Here is a 15434-nt window from a genome sequence, read left to right as displayed (position 1 = left end):
ACGACGCGAAGCTAGTCCCGTGGGACGCTCGAGTCACTTTTCCTTGCTTGCCCACGCACGCGCAGGAGCGCGTGCGAACGGCGAAGCCGGCCCGAAGGGCGAAGGGCAGGATGCCCGGAGTAAAGAAAAGTAACCCAAAGAAATGGCCTGACTAACCAACGCCCGCAGCATTCCGTAGGGATAAGCCCGAGCGCTTGAGGAGGGTTGTTGCTTGGCAACCTTCGCCTCTACACAGCGAGTACTTCAATGCGCTTCGCAACGCGCCGTCGCTGAGAGGACTTAAAGCAGGCTTCGCTACGCTTCCCGATCGCTGAGGCTAGGGAAAGAGGACGCTACGCTTCCCTACTGCTGTGGAGAACTCGCCACATAACGGCATCGTCCGTCTGCCTTAGCTTTGTGCACTTGGAGCAGGAGCAACGCGACCTGCGAGTGCGATGTGCGGCGAAGCTGCACGAGCCGTCCGCTCGGCGCTTTTGACCATCGGGCCCCCTGTGTGGCGGTGAGGGGTGGTCGATCAGGCCCGCAGGGGGATCGGCAGGACGCCGATCCCTTTTCGCCAGGGCAGGAAGCCCTGTCGAAAAGCCCGGCCACCCCTCACGAACTGGCCGGCACAGCCGGCCAGCGCCAAGTGGGGGTGCCCTTTCTTTGGGTTACTTTCTTTGGGCAAGCAAAGAAAAGTGACTCGGCCTCCGGTAGGAGGGCGAAAGCCCGCCGCAGGCGAGCCAAATCGCGACGACGCGACAACCAAGCGATACAGAAACTGGATCCCTGCCTTCGCAGGGATCACGGCAAAGATGAAACGTCGAGGCGAGTGCCCACCCCTCACCCCAACCCTCTCCCCAAAGGGGAGAGGGAGCAGAACTGGAGCGACGCCCAACCTCACCAAGGCAACGCGTCGATATCCACATTGCCCCCAGTAAGGATCAACCCCACCCGCTTCCCCTTGAACCGCTCCGGCCGCTGCAACACCGCCGCCAGCACCGTCGCGCTCGATGTCTCCACCACGATCTTCAACTCGTTCCACAACAACTTCATCGCAGCGATCACTTCCGCGTCGCTCACCGTCGTCACCTCGACACGATGCATCTGCAGCGCCTCGAAGTTCGTTTCGCCGATCAGCGTGCGAAGGCCATCGCAAATCGTATCCGGCACAAAAGGCCCTACGCGTACACCAGCAGCGAGTGATCGCGCGGCATCGTCCGCCCCCATGGGTTCGGCGCCATGAATGAGCACTTGAGGCGCCACGCCATGCGTAGCGATGCTCGTGCCTGCGATCAACCCACCACCGCCGATCGGCGTCACCACCAAGTCAACGCCACCGGTCTGCTCCAACAGTTCGAGCGCTGCCGTGCCCTGCCCGGCTATCACGCGGGTATCGGAGAATGGGTGCACCAACTCAGCCCCCGTGGCGCGCTGCACTTCATCTGCTTTCGCTTCGCGCGCGGCCTGCGTCGCCTCGCAACGATGAAGGATGGCACCGGCGCGTTCGATGGCCTGGAGCTTCGTGCGCACGGCGCCGTCCGGCACGATTACATGCGCGGGAATGCCGCGCGTTGCCGCCGCCATCGCTAGCGCGTTGCCATGGTTGCCCGACGAATGGGTGACCACGCCCCGCATGGCCTGCTCATCATCCATGGACCAGACAGCATTGCAGGCACCGCGGAACTTGAACGCGCCGCCCCGCTGAAGGTTCTCGCATTTGAAATGAAGTTCCGCGCCGGTCAGCGCATTTAATACCGCGTTACGCAGCACGGGCGTGACTACGGCATATGGAGCAATACGCGCAGCGGCCTCCTGCACCTGTGCAAACGTCGGCAGGGCAGCACGATTCGATGAAGCGCTCATGGACCTTCGATCTCCACTCCACAGGAAAAACGGCGCTCGGCGCCGGGTTCGAGACGGATGACATCAGCGCAATCGGGACGATTGAACGCGTCCGCCCAGCTTTCCATGGGCTCGAGCGCCACCGAGCGACGAACATCGCGCGTCACCGTGTCGGCGGTGAACGCGAGCATGACGCCGGAAGGCTGCCATACCGCAATGGCGAGGCCACTTTCAGGGTCACGTAGTCGCGTACGTGCGCGGCCATCGGTGTCGCAACGTAGGTCGACGAATGCGTGATTGAGCTCGCGTGGACCGATCTTCTGCCACTGGCGAAAGTCGAGTTCGGGCCGCTCAGACAGCGGTACGCGAGCACCTTCACCCGCGATGGGAATGAACTCCTCGTCGGTACGCACCACGCTGTCAGCGGGAATCTGTAGTTCCCAACCCTCGATGGGCTGGTCCGATAATTTGAAATAGGGGTGCCAGCCGAAGAAACACGGCGCAGCATGCTCACCCACGTTGCGCATGACCGCCTCGATGGTGAGGCCTGCTGCGTCGAGTGTGTAGTTGACCGCCAGATCGATGGCGAAAGGGTAACCCTGGTGAGCCCCCGGGCGTATCGCCTGCGTGACGAAGCTCGCCCGCGCCCCCTGTGCGTCGGCGGCAAGCTCTGCAACATGGAAGTCGACGCCGCGCACGAAACCATGCCGTGCCGCACGCGAATCGCCCTCGACACCCGGTTGCAAATCGTGGGGCTCACCATCGAAGACATAGCGGGCATCGGCAATACGATTGGCAAACGGCACCATGATCGCGAAGCGGGAACTGGGCCGGGTGTCCAGCTCGCCGGCATCCCGATAGCCGTCGGCGATATTCCATGCGCCCCGCGACGATGGCACCTCAAAGCTCAGCAGGGTCGCTCCTCGGCGCGCAATGCGAACACGGCGCCCCCTGGCGATGTCGCTTAGCACCACGACGCCATGGCTGCCGACCAGCCCGCGTTCCGCAAGATACTCTGCCATAGAGCCTATCCTTGTCCTGCCGGGAAAGAACCGCATGTTAGCCTGAGTCCTCTTTCGCTTCCGCAGTCCCGGCCGTCACCATGATCCAACGCAACGATACGTCCTCTCCCCTGATTCGGCTCAGCGACTATCGCGCGCCCGCCTGGCGCGTGGCCAAGGTCGAGCTCACCTTCGATCTGGGCATCGACAGCACGGAGGTGACGTCGCGACTGCATCTGCAGCGTGACCCGACACAACAGGCAGCGCTGCGGCTGGATGGCGAAGAGCTGGAGCTGCTGTCGATCGCACTCGACGACCAGGCGCTTCCCGAGAGTGCATGGCGCTACGCCGACCATGTGCTGGAAGTGGATGGTGCCCGCGACGGCAGCGTGCTGGAGACCCGGGTGCGTGTGAAACCCGCAGCCAATACAGCGCTGGAAGGCCTGTACCTGTCGGGCTCGCGCGAAGCAGGCTTTCTGCTGACGCAGTGCGAGGCGGAAGGTTTCCGGCATATCACGTTCTTCCCCGATCGCCCGGACGTGTTGGCCAGCTACACGGTGACGCTGCGTGCCGATCGCGAACGTTTCCCGGTGCTGCTGGCCGGCGGTAATCCCGACGGCAGCGGCGAACTCGACGGTGGCCGCCACTGGGCGCGCTTCGTTGACCCACACCCCAAGCCGAGCTACCTGTTTGCGCTGGTAGCGGGGCGCCTGCAGAAGATCGAGCGCGATTACGTCACCGGCAGTGGACGCAAGGTGCGGTTGGTGATCTGGGCCGAGCCCGATGCCATTGGTCAATGCGGTTACGCGATGGATGCACTCGAGCGTTCCATGAGCTGGGACGAGGAAACCTACGGTCGCGAGTACGATCTCGACGTGTTCCACGTCGTCGCCACGCACGATTTCAACATGGGTGCGATGGAGAACAAGGGCCTCAACATCTTCAACGCGAAGTACCTGCTGGCCGATCCCGATTCGAGCACGGACGACGAGTACCGTGCGGTGGAAGCGGTGGTAGCGCACGAGTATTTTCACAACTGGAGCGGCAACCGCGTGACGTGCCGCGACTGGTTCCAGTTGTCGCTGAAGGAAGGTCTCACGGTATTCCGTGAGCAGCAGTTCTCGGCGGACATGAACTCCGCGCCGCTCAAGCGCATTGAAGACGTTGCACTGCTGCGACGTGCGCAATTCCCGGAAGATGCCGGTCCGCTGGCACATCCTGTGCGTCCGGCGCAGTACAGCGAGATCAACAATTTCTACACTGCCACCGTCTACGAGAAGGGCTCGGAGTTGGTGCGGATGGTTGCAGGCAGGCTAGGCCGCGAAGGTTTCCGCCGTGGCATGGATCTGTATTTCTCGCGCAACGACGGACGTGCCGCGACGCTGGAGGATTTCCTCGGCGCGCTGGGCGAAGCCAACGGCATCGACCTCACGCCCTATCTCGCCTGGTACTCACAGGCAGGTACACCGCGGCTCAGCGCGCGTGGTCGCTATGACGCGGCACAACACATCTACACGCTCACGCTGTCTCAGCACACCGCACCCACGTCCAACCAGCCGACCAAGCGCGCGCTACCGATTCCGGTGAAGCTGGCGCTGTTTGATCGCAACGGCCGCATGCTTCCGCTACGCATGGCGAACGATCCGGCCGATGCGGCCAGCGCCAATGAACGCGTCGTTGTGCTGGATCAGGCAGAGCAGTCATTCGTGTTCGAGCGAGTGACGGATGCTCCGGTGCCTTCACTGTTGCGAGGATTCTCCGCACCGGTGATCCTCGAATGCGATTACTCCCCCGATGAATTGGCGCTGTTGCTGCGCCATGACGTCGATGGCTTCAATCGCTGGGAGGCCGGCCAGCAGCTCGCGGCGCGCGCCTTCGACAACCTGCGCGATGGCGACACTACCGAAGCGCTCGATGCCTGCGCCCAGGCCTTGGCGGCCTTGTTTAACGACACCATCATCGATGATGCCCTGCTCGCCGACCTGCTCACGCCGCCGGGCGAGATCGAACTGGCCGAACGTGGGCGTTCGGTTGATCCATCGCATGTGCACGCCTTGCGCGTGAAACTGCAGGAACACCTGGCGCTACGTATTGGACGCGAAGTGCTGCAGCGTCGGTACGACGCGCTCGCGGCGCATACCAACATGGAACTCGATGCCGCCAGCCAGGCGCGACGTCGCCTGAAGCGGCGCGTACTGGACCTGATCGCGACCATCGATCCGTGGGGCGCACACACCCTGGCCACGCTGCAGTACGACAACGCGCCAAGCATGACCGACCGTCTTGCGGCGCTGTCGGTGCTGGTGCGAGGCAACGCACCGCAGGCACACGCCGCGCTGCTGCATTTCCGTGAGCGCTATGCGGACAACCCGCTAGCGATGGACAAGTGGTTCTCGGTGCAGACGCTGTTGCCGGGTGATGTCGTGCTCGAACGCGTGCAGTCGCTGCTACAGGATGGCGCGTTTACGCTGAAAAACCCCAACCGCGTCAACGCGCTGTTCGGCACGTGGGCACGCGGCAATCCGGATGGCTTCCATCGTGCGGACGGCAGCGGCTATCGCCTACTGGGCCACTGCCTGCAGCAGCTGGACGCGATTAATCCACAGGTGGCCGCACGACTTGCCACGGCCTTCAATGGCTGGCAGCGCCTGGAACCTATTCGCCACGCCGCGGCACGCGCCGCCATCGACGCGCTGGCTGGGCAGCCGAATCTCTCCCGCAATCTGGGCGAGATCGTGCGCAGCATGCAGCACGGTTAAGAGTCGCCAACAAAACGTAGCGAGCGGCCGTCAGGCGGGTGCGGGCGGCGCGCAGGAACCGGAGGGTACTTGCGCGTACATGAGGATTCCGAGCACCGACCGCACCCGTCTGACGGTCGCGCAGTAGTTTTGTTTGCGGCTCTAAGTCCTCTCCATAAAGAAGCGCCCGAGTGCTTACCGTCTTTGGACGGGGCACCCGGGCGTAATTTTGTTTCAACGAGAGGATGTACCTTGATGAAGCAGACTTGCCTTACCTACGGACACCCAACCCCTTGGATATCCGCTGACGCCAGCCACCGCGAGGGCGGCGGCTAGACCTTCAGGCGCTCCAGTTCGTCGCGCAATCGGTCCAATCGCGAAAGCAGGCGCGGGCGCAGGGCCTGGCGTTCGCTCTCGCTACGTTCTTCCAGATGATCCATGGCCATTTCAACGCGGCCAAGTTCGATCAGTAGATCGTGATGCGGGTAAACCGGTTGAAGATCGACGCTCAGTTCCATGACGTTACGCCCCCAAATCCATTGCCTTTGTCCTTCATGGAGGAGCGAAGCAACGGCCGTGCCAGCAACGTGACCGATATCACATTCATTTTGGGGATGGATCACGGAATGACGCTGTGCGTCACGAGGTGCCAACTCTCGGCACAAACGAGCGTTTTAGTCACTTCACGTTCACGCGTCGGGCGTAAATATCCCACTCAACACGCAGCATCAAACGGCTGCTGGTAAACCATTTCGGTTTCTGGCGCCCGGCAACACGGTCATCCTGGATTCCCCCTGTTCCTGAGACCGCCGGGCGCCAGATCTTATTCAGAGCGCTTGAAAGCTCTTCAAAGCTCAGAAAAGGCGACGGCGCCCCGAGGGGCGCCGTCTTGCTTCCTCTTCCCGGCACGCGATCGAACCCCTGTCGCTCGATCTCGGCGCGCTGAATCGCGCAGCTTCTGCCCGTGAAAAGTGCACCGGAGGCAAAGCAGAAAGCATGCCAACAGCTGAAGCGTCGTAACGGCGCTACCATAAGCGTCCACTTGGGTCCAAACCTGCGCTTTCAGGTCAGTTCTTATGCTTTTCCATCCGATTTCCTACGACGTGATCGTGGTTGGCGGCGGCCACGCCGGCACCGAGGCCGCATTGGCCTCCGCCCGCACGGGTGCGCGCACGCTACTTTTGAGCCATAACATCGAGACGATCGGCCAGATGAGCTGTAACCCAGCCATCGGCGGCATCGGCAAGGGGCACCTGGTCAAGGAAATCGACGCGCTGGGCGGTGCCATGGCGCACGCGGCCGACCTGGCTGGCATCCAGTGGCGCACGCTCAATGCATCCAAGGGCCCGGCCGTACGCGCCACGCGCTGTCAGGCCGACCGCGGACTCTACAAAGCCGCCATCCGCCGGCTGGTGGAAACCCAGCCGAACCTGGAGCTGTTCCAGCAGGCCGTTGACGACCTGATCCTGGAAGGCGGCCGCGTCACCGGCGTGGTCACCCAGATGGGCCTGGCCTTTCACGCTCGCGCGGTGGTGTTGACCGCCGGCACCTTCCTGGCCGGGAAGATCCATATCGGGCCGGCCCAGTACGCCGGTGGTCGCGCCGGCGACCCGCCCGCTAGCGCGCTCGCACAGAAGCTGCGTGAACTGCCGGTGGCGGCCGATCGCCTGAAGACCGGCACGCCGCCCCGCATCGATCTGCGCAGCATCGATTTCACCGGCCTGGAAGAGCAGCCGGGTGACAACCCGGCGCCGGTGTTCTCGTACCTCGGCTCGCGCGACGAGCACCCGCGCCAGGTGAGTTGCTGGATCACGCATACCAGCGAGCACACGCATGAGCTGATTCGCGGCTCGCTCGACCGCTCGCCGCTGTACAGCGGCCAGATCGAGGGCGTGGGCCCACGCTACTGCCCTTCGATCGAGGACAAGGTGGTGCGGTTCGCTGAGAAAACCTCGCACCAGATCTTTGTCGAGCCGGAAGGGTTGGATACGTTCGAGGTGTACCCCAACGGCATCTCCACGTCGCTGCCCTACGACGTGCAGCTGGCGCTGGTGCATTCGATCAAGGGCTTCGAGAAAGCGCACATCACGCGCCCGGGCTACGCCATCGAATACGACTATTTCGACCCGCGCGGCCTGCATCCGTGGCTGGAAACCAAAACCATTCCAGGCCTGTATTTCGCGGGCCAGATCAACGGCACCACCGGCTATGAAGAAGCGGGCGCGCAGGGGCTCATCGCCGGCCTGAACGCAGCGCTGGCTGTGAAGGGCGCGGCGCCGTGGTATCCGCGCCGCGACGAGGCTTACATCGGCGTGCTGATTGACGACCTCACCAGCAACGGCACCATTGAGCCGTACCGCATGTTCACCTCGCGCGCGGAATATCGCCTGCACCTGCGCGAGGACAACGCCGACCTGCGCCTGACCGAAACCGGGCATCGCCTCGGCGTGGTGCCGCAAGCGCGCTACGACGCCTTGCGCGCCAAGCGTGACGCGGTGGAGCGCGAAACGCAGCGACTCGGCGCCATCTGGGCCGCGCCGGCCAACGCGCTGGGCGCCACCATCGCGCAGCAACTGGGCATCACGTTGAGTCGCGAGACCAACGCGCTGGACCTGCTTCGTCGACCGGAGCTCGACTACGCAATGTTGACGACGGTGACCGGTATTGGCCCGGCGGTGGACGAGCCTGACGTCGCCGCACAGGTGGAAGTGCAGACCAAGTACGCCGGTTACCTCGAGCGCCAGCGCGAGGAGATCGCGCGGCAGCGCCGCCACGAACAGACCGCGATTCCCAGCAGCTTCGACTACGACAAGGTGCGGGGTCTTTCCGCCGAAGTGTTGCTCAAGCTCAAGCGCGTGCTGCCGGAAACTATCGGCCAAGCGGCGCGCATCAGCGGCGTCACGCCGGCAGCGATCTCGCTGCTATTGGTGCATCTCAAGCGCCGCGACGCGGCCTGATTCCGCTCATTCATTGCACCAAGATGCCTCGCCCGCATGGCATCATGCGGCCCTGACGGTTCTTCTCGGAGTACACCAATGGAAGTCTGGATCGGTCGGGACGGCGAACGGCACGGCCCGTACAAGGAAGTCGATGTGCGCCAGTGGCTGCGCAGCGGCCAGGTCAGCCCCGATGATCTGGGCTGGTATGAAGGCATGGCGGACTGGACACCGCTGTCGACACTGTTTCCCGACGAGCGCAGTGCCGAGCCGCCGGCGTTTTCTGCCACACCCCCGGCACCGCCCGCATACGCCGCAGCCCCCATCGCGTCGAACGGCAGCGCCGTTGCCGCGCTGGACGACTATGCCGGCTTCTGGAAGCGCGTGGCCGCTTACATTCTTGACGCGCTGGTGCTGTGGATTCCAAACACCATCCTGAGCACCATGCTTGGCGCGAGCAAGGCCGCCGAAGCATATATGCAGGCGAAGCTGGCCGCCGGCGATGACCCGCAAATGGCGCTGCAGGCGTTGGACGCCTACATGCATGCGCTGTGGCCCGCGCTGATCGCGCAGACCATCGTCTCGTGGCTGTATTTCGCGTTGTGCGAGAGCTCGGCCTGGCAGGGCACGATAGGCAAGCTCGCACTGGGCATCCGCGTCACGGACATGGATGGCAAGCGTATCGGCTTCGGGCGCGCCACAGGCCGCTATTTCGCCAAGATCATCAGTGCTTTCACGCTGTGCATCGGCTTCCTGATGGTGGCGTGGACGCAGCGCAAGCAGGGCCTCCACGACCTGCTCGCGCAGACGCTGGTGCTCAATGGTCGCGCCAAGGACGTTGCAACGAAAGTCCAACGTACCGACCAGGACAACAGCTCGTTCAACGCATGACATCGCGCGCCATACGACGCGAGGATGGTTTGATCATGCGACGCGCCGCCGTGAATGCACGGCGGCGCTGACGTCACGGGAACATTACGTTCACGCACTCGTCGCATCTGCGTGGCACGCTCTCCGAACCCACCATCAACAGCGCACAAATGGACGTCGATCCGTCTGCAGCCGTGCATTGCGTATGCATGCGCAGGTTATGACCTATGGCGGATGCGATCTACTGTGCAAGAGGCGCATGCTCTAACGCACAGGGGGCCGCGCACCAGGCAAGGTCATGGCCCAATCCCTCCCCGATTGCGGCTGGATTTACCAGTGCGACGACATCGTCGTCGAGCCGCGCGCGCACCGCCTTGAGAGGGCGGGCACGTCGATTTCCGTGGAGCCGAAGGCTTATGCGGTGCTGGTGGTTCTGCTGCAGCAAGCAGGCGAAGTCGTCCGCAAGGACGCGCTGCTTGACGCGGCGTGGGGGCATCGTCACGTCACCCCCGGCGTGCTGACTCGCGTCATTTCCCAACTGCGCCATGCACTCGGTGACTGCGCATCACAACCGCGTTATATCGCCACGGTGCACAGTCTGGGCTATCGCTTCATCGGCGACGTGCACCGCATGCCGTCCGCCGCATCTCCCGCCAACGAGCCGATGCCGGACGTGGCGAGCAACGACGACCTTGCGTCCGCTTTGGACGCGCCAGCACCTTCGCGCCGGCCGCCATCTCCGCAAAAACGCTGGGTGGCAGCCGCCATCACCTTGGCGGTAATCGTCGCCATGATGGCGGCCGCACACCTATGGCACACGCCCAATGGCCACCCGTCCGAGCCGCTGATGACCCCACGGCCCGCCCTTGCGGTGATGCCAGTCGCGCACGAACAGGAAGTGCGGCCGCTCCATCCGCACCACTGGCCGCGCTACCGCCGCATTGCCACGGAGTATCCCGGCGACCGCGACGATGTCCCCTCCGAACTCCGTGCTGCGGGCTATCTGGCGCTGCGCCCTGAACAGGCGCCCGCTGCGCGTCAGTAGACCTCGGCACCGACTTGCTATGATCGACGGCCCGACGGATCGCGAGCCGATCCGTCGTCTTGTCGAACAGGAATCGTCTCAGCCTCATGCTCAGCATCGAACAACGTATTGCCCAGGACATCGCCGCCAAGCCGGACCAAGTACACGCCGCGGTGGATTTGCTCGACGGCGGCGCGACCGTGCCCTTCATCGCCCGCTACCGCAAGGAAGCCACCGGCGGTCTCGATGACACGCAGCTGCGAATGCTGGAAGAGCGCCTGCGCTATCTGCGCGAGCTGGAGGAACGCCGTAGCGCGATCCTCGCCAGCGTCGAGGAACAGGGCAAGCTCAGCGATGCGCTGAAAAACGACATTCTTTCGGCTGATACCAAGGCCCGCCTGGAAGACTTGTACCTGCCGTACAAGCCCAAGCGTCGCACCAAAGCGCAGATCGCGCGCGAAGCTGGCCTGGAGCCGCTCGCCACGGGTCTGCGTGAAGACCCCACACAGACGCCGGAAGCCGTTGCCGAATCGTTCGTCGATGCGGAGAAGGGTGTGGCGGATGTGCGTGCTGCGCTGGATGGCGCCCGCGCCATCCTGATGGAGAGCATTGCCGAAGACGCCGGCTTGCTCGGCGAGCTGCGCGATTGGCTATGGGACAAGGGCCAGATTCGCGCAAAAGTGGTCGCGGGCAAGGAGAACGAAGGCGCGAAGTTCCGCGACTACTTCGATCACGTGGAACCGATCGGCAAGATTCCCTCGCATCGCCTGCTCGCGCTGATGCGCGCGCGCAACGAAGGCGTGCTCGAGCTGGAGCTGTCGCCCACGCTGGATCTGGAGCAGGGCCACGTTGAAGGCGAAGGCCGCGTGGCTGCACATGCCGGCATTCTCGATCGCGGCCGCGCCGCCGATGCGTGGCTGCGCGAAACGGTGCGCCTCACCTGGCGCGTGAAGCTGCATCTGCATCTCACGCTGGATCTGTTTGGCCGCGTGCGTGAAGGTGCGGAAGACGAAGCCATTCGCGTGTTTGGCGACAACCTCAAGGATCTTATGCTCGCCGCGCCGGCTGGCGCGAAAAGCGTGATGGGCCTGGATCCGGGCATCCGCACTGGCGTGAAAGTGGCGGTAGTCGATGCCACCGGCAAGTTGCTTGCCACCGACACCGTCTATCCGCACGAGCCGCGCAAACAGTGGGATCAGTCGATCCAGCGCATCGCGCTGCTCTGCAAGGAGCACAAGGTGGATCTCATCGCTATCGGCAACGGCACTGCGTCGCGCGAAACCGATAAGTTGGCTGGTGAAGTGATCAAGAAGCACACGGACCTCAAGCTCTCCAAGATCGTGGTGAGCGAGGCTGGCGCGTCGGTGTACTCCGCTTCGGAAATCGCCGCCAAGGAATTCCCTGATGTGGATGTGAGCCTGCGCGGCGCTGTGTCCATCGCGCGCCGCCTGCAGGATCCGCTCGCCGAGTTGGTGAAGATCGAACCCAAAGCCATCGGCGTGGGCCAATACCAGCACGACGTGAACCAAGTGAAGCTGGCGCGCGCGCTGGACGCGAAGGTCGAGGACTGCGTTAACGCCGTTGGCGTGGATGTGAACACCGCCTCTGCCGCGCTGCTCTCGCGCGTGGCGGGCCTCTCCGCCAGCGTGGCGGAAAATGTAGTGAAGCATCGCGATGCCAACGGCCCCTTCGCCAATCGCAAGGCGCTGCTGAAAGTGCCGCGCCTGGGCGACAAGGCGTTCGAGCAATGCGCGGGCTTCCTGCGTGTACCTAACGGCGACAATCCGCTCGATACGAGCTCGGTGCACCCGGAAGCGTATCCGGTGATCGAACGCATCATTGCCCAGTGTGGCCGCGAGGTGCGCTCCATCATCGGCGACACCAGTTTCTTGCGCGGCCTCAAGGCTGAGCAGTTCACCGACGAGACGTTCGGCGTGCCGACGGTGCGCGACATCCTCAAGGAACTGGAGAAACCCGGCCGCGATCCGCGCCCGGAGTTCGTGGCACCGAGTTTCGCCGAGGGCGTGGAAGACCTGAAGGACCTACGCCCTGGCATGGTGCTGGAAGGCCGTGTGACCAACGTGGCGGCGTTCGGAGCGTTCGTGGATATCGGCGTGCACCAGGATGGCCTCGTGCACGTCTCCGCGCTCTCGCACACCTTTGTGAAGGATCCGCGCGACGCGGTGAAGGCGGGCGATATCGTCAAGGTCAAGGTGATGGAAGTCGACCTGCCGCGCCAACGCATCGGCCTGTCCATGCGCCTGGACGACGAGCCGGGCCAGCAGGTCCGTGGTGCTCGCCCGGCGGGTGGCAACGATGCTGCTCCCCGTGGCGGTCAACGCGACAACCGCGGCCCCCGTCCTGGTGGCGGCACGCCTAAGCCGGCCCCTGTGCCGACCAACAGCGCGTTTGCAGACGCCTTCTCCAAGGCTAAGCAGCGCTAAGTAGCGACAGGGAAATCGGTTGCGGGGCGTAACGCCGATAGGCGGCGCCCCGCAACGCGATTGTCAGGACCTTGGACACTTGTTTCCGGGCGCCCATTTTGATGGCCCCGGCAGGTTCTTTCGTTCGCGGTGCGGCGCAGCATGCGCTGACGTATGGGCATGCATTACCGTAACGAGGAGATAACAAAGAACCGCCCGGTCCAAGGAGTGTTACCGACATGCCCCGTACTCGTACTATCGCAGGCGCCATCGCCGCCGCGCTGCTGATCAGCTCCCCGGCCTTCGCCGCCAAGTCCCAGTTCGACAGCGTTGTCGTGTTCGGCGACAGCCTGAGCGATGCCGGCAACATTTCCCTCGCCACCAACCCGGCCATTCAGCCGCCGCTGGAATTCACCACCAACCCTGGCGCGGTCACCGTGCAGAACGTGGCCGGCCATTACGGTTACAACCTCAGCGCCTCGCTGGCGGGTGGCACCGACTACGCCTGGGGCGGCGCCGGTGTACTGACCAATTCGCCGGGTACCCCGTCGGCCGTGCCGACCATCACCACCCAGGTGAACGCCTACCTCGCGGGCGGCAAGTTCGACAGCAAGGCGCTGTACTCCATCTGGGGTGGCGCCAATGACATCTTCTATGCAGCAACGGCCGCTGGTGCTGGCGCGACTGCGCAGCAGCTGATCCAGCAGAACGTAACCGCCACACTGGGCCAACTCGCCGCCAGCGGCCAGTACACCCAGGCGCAGATTGCGGCACTGACCCCGGCCATCACCCAGCAGGTGACGGCACAGGTAACCCAAGCCGTGCTGGCCAAGGCTGGCGTGTCCGGCTTCATGACCGCTGACCAGGCCGCTGGCTCCATCGCCGCCGCCGCCCAGCAGGAAGTGAAGCTGATCGGCCAGATGCAGGCCGCCGGCGCCAAGAACATCCTGGTGTTCAACCTGCCCAACATCGGCCTGACCCCGTCTGGCCTGGAGCAGGGCGCCAGCGCTGCCTCGTCGCTGACCAGCCTCAGCCTGGTGTTCAACGGCACGCTCAACGCGGGCCTGGGCCAGCTGGGCAAGGGCATCGTCCCGGTCGACACCTACAGCCTGCTCAACGAAGTCATCGCCAACCCGACCGCGTTCGGCTTCACCAATGTCACCAACGAAGCCTGCGGCGTGGGCTCGAGCTCCGTGCAGTGCGGTCCGCAGGGTTCGGGCCTGCCGTATACCTACGCACCGGGCACCAACCAGACCTACCTGTTCGCCGATGGCGTCCACCCGACCACCGCGGCTGACGTGATGCTGGGCCAGTATGTGGTCTCCATCCTCAGCGCACCGGGCTACGCCTCGCTGCTGGCCGAAGCGCCGCTGGCTTCGATCCAGGCCCAGAACCGCGCGATCCGCAAGCAGATGCTTGATGACGGCCAGGGTAGCGACACCCGCGTGTTCGCCAACGTCGACTACGGCGACCAGCGCTTTGACGGCAGCAGCAGCTCGCCGCGCACCAAGAGCAACAACGTCAACCTGACCATGGGCGCGGACGTGCGCTTCAATGACAACTGGTCGGGCGGTGTGGCCATGAACATCGGCCAGCACAATGCCGATTACGACGGCGGTGGCGGCTACAAGCTGCAGGACGTGTCCGGCCTCGGTTACCTCACCTGGCACCAGGGCGGCGGCTACGTTGGCGGTTACGTCGACTTCGGTCAGGACAACTTCTCCGACATCGAGCGCAAGATCCAGATCGGCTCCCTGCTCCGCACCGAAACCGCCAAGGCGGACGGTAACCATGTCGGCGCCGGCCTTACCGGCGGCTACTGGTTCGAGATCAACGCGCTGCGCACCGGTCCGTTCGCTACGGTCGAGTGGCAGACGGTCAAGGTCAACAGCTTCAACGAATCCAGCAGCGACAGTACCGCCATGTGGTTCGGTAGCCAGCAGCGCGACTCGCAGGTGTCCACCCTCGGTTGGCGTCTGGAAGGTCAGTGGCAGGCCGGCAACACCATGCTGAAACCGTATGCCGAGCTGGCGTGGAACCACGACAGCAAGGCGGATCCGCGCGAAGTGACCGCTGGCCTCAACGGGATGCAGGGCTCCTTCGCCCTCGTCGGCTTCACCCCGGATAAGACCTGGGGCACCGGCGACATCGGCCTGAGTGCACAGTTCAACCAGGCCCTCAGCGGCTGGCTCGGCTACAGCGGCCGCTTCGGCGACAGCAGCCAGAAGTACAGCAGCGTCAACCTGGGCATGAAGTACGCCTTCTAAGGTCCACGTTGGTTCTGCAGAAAAGCCGTCCGCGTGAGCGGGCGGCTTTTTTGTTGGGTGCGAAGCACATGCGATGCGCAGCTCCGCTGCACGAGCCGGCGGCTTGCCGCTTTTGACCTTCGGGCCCCCTGTGCGGCGGTGAGGGGTGAACGACAAGGCCCGCAGGGGAATCGGCAGGGATGCCGATTCCTTTTCGCCAGGGCAGGATGCCCTGTCGAAAAGTCCGACCACCCCTCACGAACTGGCCGGCTTCATCGGCCAGCGCCAAGTGGGGGTGCCCTTCTCTTTGGTTACTTTCTCTTGGGCAAGCAAAAGAAAGTGACTCGGCCTCCGGCAGGAGGTCGAAACGCC

At 64.0% G+C, this 15434-nt stretch carries 9 protein-coding genes and 1 other RNA gene; 6 read left to right on the top strand and 4 right to left on the bottom strand.

The window, feature by feature from the left end; translation table 11 throughout:
* Positions 1–879: 879 nt before the first annotated feature.
* Both DyAD56_RS01955 and DyAD56_RS01950 read right to left on the bottom strand, forming a co-directional pair.
* Positions 880–1845 carry a pyridoxal-phosphate dependent enzyme gene (locus tag DyAD56_RS01955; RefSeq protein ID WP_102301032.1) on the bottom strand — a complete coding sequence of 322 codons (966 nt, stop codon included), beginning with the start codon at positions 1843–1845 and terminating at the stop codon, positions 880–882.
* Positions 1842–2846, bottom strand: a complete 1005-nt coding sequence (locus DyAD56_RS01950; RefSeq protein ID WP_102301031.1) for an aldose epimerase — start codon at positions 2844–2846, stop codon at positions 1842–1844. The genes DyAD56_RS01955 and DyAD56_RS01950 overlap by 4 nt, the downstream gene beginning before the upstream one ends.
* Before the next feature lie 80 nt (positions 2847–2926).
* On the opposite strand from DyAD56_RS01950, the gene pepN reads away from it, so the two are divergent.
* Positions 2927–5584: an aminopeptidase N gene (pepN, locus tag DyAD56_RS01945; protein ID WP_102301030.1), complete on the top strand. Its 2658-nt coding sequence runs from the start codon at positions 2927–2929 to the stop codon at positions 5582–5584.
* Between the two features lie 4 nt (positions 5585–5588).
* On the opposite strand, the gene DyAD56_RS01940 is transcribed toward pepN, so the two are convergent.
* Positions 5589–5665: non-coding RNA, sX9 sRNA (locus DyAD56_RS01940), on the bottom strand.
* A 230-nt stretch (positions 5666–5895) separates the two neighbouring features.
* Positions 5896–6081, bottom strand: coding sequence for a hypothetical protein (locus DyAD56_RS01935; protein ID WP_102301029.1), 186 nt, complete (start codon positions 6079–6081; stop codon positions 5896–5898).
* 558 nt (positions 6082–6639) lie between these two features.
* Between DyAD56_RS01935 and mnmG the strand changes: the two genes are divergently transcribed.
* The 5 genes from mnmG (at position 6640) to DyAD56_RS01910 (ending at position 15083) form a co-directional block, all read left to right on the top strand.
* The gene (gene mnmG, locus DyAD56_RS01930; RefSeq protein ID WP_102301028.1) at positions 6640–8520 is read left to right on the top strand and encodes a tRNA uridine-5-carboxymethylaminomethyl(34) synthesis enzyme MnmG; all 1881 of its coding nucleotides are present in this window, start codon (positions 6640–6642) and stop codon (positions 8518–8520) included.
* Positions 8521–8598: 78 nt separating this feature from the next.
* The gene (locus DyAD56_RS01925; RefSeq protein ID WP_102301027.1) at positions 8599–9390 is read left to right on the top strand and encodes an RDD family protein; all 792 of its coding nucleotides are present in this window, start codon (positions 8599–8601) and stop codon (positions 9388–9390) included.
* A 277-nt stretch (positions 9391–9667) separates the two neighbouring features.
* On the top strand, positions 9668–10414 hold the full coding sequence (locus DyAD56_RS01920) for a winged helix-turn-helix domain-containing protein (RefSeq protein ID WP_102301026.1): 747 nt from the start codon (positions 9668–9670) through the stop codon (positions 10412–10414).
* A gap of 86 nt (positions 10415–10500) precedes the next feature.
* Positions 10501–12837 carry a Tex family protein gene (locus DyAD56_RS01915; RefSeq protein ID WP_102301025.1) on the top strand — a complete coding sequence of 779 codons (2337 nt, stop codon included), beginning with the start codon at positions 10501–10503 and terminating at the stop codon, positions 12835–12837.
* 218 nt (positions 12838–13055) lie between these two features.
* Positions 13056–15083 carry an autotransporter domain-containing protein gene (locus DyAD56_RS01910; RefSeq protein ID WP_102301024.1) on the top strand — a complete coding sequence of 676 codons (2028 nt, stop codon included), beginning with the start codon at positions 13056–13058 and terminating at the stop codon, positions 15081–15083.
* The last annotated feature ends 351 nt before the right edge of the window (positions 15084–15434 follow it).

Origin of the sequence: Dyella sp. AD56, from assembly GCF_002878475.1 — a bacterium.
In the GTDB taxonomy this organism is placed as follows: Bacteria; Pseudomonadota; Gammaproteobacteria; order Xanthomonadales; family Rhodanobacteraceae; genus Dyella.
The sequence above is the reverse complement of the archived record's forward strand: the minus strand, read 5'-3'. Positions and strand labels throughout refer to the sequence as shown.